2 protein-coding genes are annotated in these 1,969 nt (G+C 61.2%); one reads left to right on the top strand and one right to left on the bottom strand.

The features are described 5' to 3' along the window. Nucleotides 1-1,328, bottom strand: a 1,328-nt coding sequence (locus tag Q1K49_RS04140) for a patatin-like phospholipase family protein (protein ID WP_300523121.1), incomplete at its 3' end; no start/stop codon positions are given. A gap of 136 nt (nt 1,329-1,464) precedes the next feature. On the opposite strand from Q1K49_RS04140, the gene Q1K49_RS04135 reads away from it, so the two are divergent. Next, the coding region (locus Q1K49_RS04135; RefSeq protein ID WP_300523118.1) for an SDR family NAD(P)-dependent oxidoreductase at nt 1,465-1,969 on the top strand (505 nt) is incomplete at its 3' end.

Raw genomic sequence — 1,969 nt, 5'->3', positions numbered from 1 at the left:
CTCAGGAACAGGTCCGCCCGCAGAAGGTCGCCCTCACGGAAGAGATTCCGACCCAATCCCGTCAGGTAGAGCCACCTATGAGGATCCAGATTCGAGGTGTACCCGTCGATGAGCACCGAGTAGGGGGCCGCCTCCTGGGCGAGAAGAACCACTTCCACACCCTCCGGCAGGGGATCGAGCCGATAGTCCACCGCTCCCACATCGTCCCGCTCCCCGATGGTGACACAGGCATCAAGAATGACTGCGGGGTCCACGGGCGCGCCTATCCAGGATGCGTAGGTACGCTCCAAGAAATTCTTCGTCACGGGAGGCACACCCTCCACCCGAACGCTTTTCACCAGGGGAGCGGGGACACGTTGACGTTCCCCCGGAAGCGGCGCCCGGGACGCAACGGTGCGGAGCCCCGAGAGCGCGTCCTCCGCCGCTTTCCTTCCCGCCCGAATGATTTCCTTTTCGTTGCCCGTTCCGAGCGTGGGAAAATCGCCCACAGCAGGACGTAACACGAGGGCCGCCTCGGCAAGGTCCTCCTCGACATTCCGTCGCGTCATGATGGTGATTCCCTGGTCGAGAACGTCCGTGACGAAACGAAGCCTTGAGCGGGAGCGCAGCCCGCTGGAGACATCCACGGCAATGACGGGGTACCCGGGAAACACCTCTTTGGCGACACGAACGGGAATATTGGCGACGAGTCCTCCGTCCACGAGCAGCCTGCCCCCCATGGGCCAGGGTTCGAAGACACCCGGAATCGCCATGGACGCCCGCATGGCCGTAGCAAGCCCTCCTTCCCGGAGGACAACCTTCTCCCCCGTCTCAAGATCGGTCGCAACAGCAGCGAAGGGAATGGGGAGATCGTCGAAGCGAACCACCGGGGCATGCGCGACGAGCGAAAGAAGTTTGTTGAGCAGGCGCGTTCCGTTGATGACACCGAGAGGACCTGCGGGCTTGTTGTCTTTGTCGAAATCGATACGAAAGAGAGCCTGGTCCGGCTTTCCCTTCTGTCCGGCTGCAGGAACAGTTCTGTCCTGAAGGAGCGTCGCAATGTCCAGATCCAGAACGACCCGTTCCAGATCCGTTCCGGAATACCCCGAGGCGGCGAGTCCTCCCATGATGGCGCCCATGCTCGTTCCCACGATTCCCACCACGGGGATGCCCTCTTTCTCAAGGACCTGAAGGACACCGATGTGGGCAAGCCCCTTGGTTCCTCCGCCGGAGAGCGCAAGCACCACACCGCCCATCCCCTTTGGAGAAAGTGCCTGTCCCTCGCCCGCCTCGATGACACCCGCAGAATAGAAAAGCACAAGAAACAGCGCCGCTAGCCGTTTCAACATGACGCGATCTCCTCCCTTTTCCCGTTACCGAAGCATGATACCATAGACCAAGGATGTCGCGAGCCAGGAAAGAAACGTGCACAAAGGACAGGCAACGTCACAGGGTTACATGAAGGCTGACCGGGAGGCGAAAGAGATGCGGCGAAGAGCATTCATCACGGGAGGAACAGGCGGCATCGGGCAGGCTACGACACTTCTGCTGGCGGAGAAGGGGATCGACGTGGCGTTTACCTACACCAGCAATGAAGAGAAGGCGCAGCAGCTCGTCTCCGCCGTGGAGGAACGGGGGGGGAGCTGCCTCGCCTACAGGGCCGACGTCACGCGAATGGAGGAAATCGCCGCCGCTGCGGTGGATGCGGGGGGACGTTTCGGCGGCATCGACTATCTGGTGAACAACGCGGGCGTGCTGGGAAAGGCGACGCTGTTGCTGGATATCGACGAGACGGACTGGGATCACGTCCTTTCCGTGAATCTCAAAGGGGGATTTCTCACCACAAAGTGCATCCTGCCCTACATGATGGGGAGGGAAGGGGCGTGTATCGTCAACGTAAGCAGCATCGCCGGAAAAAACGGGGGGACCATGGGAGTCCACTATGCGGCGAGCAAGGCGGGGCTTCTCGGCTTCACCTTCCATCTTGCTC

Origin of the sequence: Aminiphilus sp., from assembly GCF_029975095.1 — a bacterium.
Lineage (GTDB): Bacteria > Synergistota > Synergistia > Synergistales > Aminiphilaceae > Aminiphilus.
Note: the sequence above shows the minus strand (reverse complement) of the source record. Positions and strands in the feature narration are given on the sequence as shown.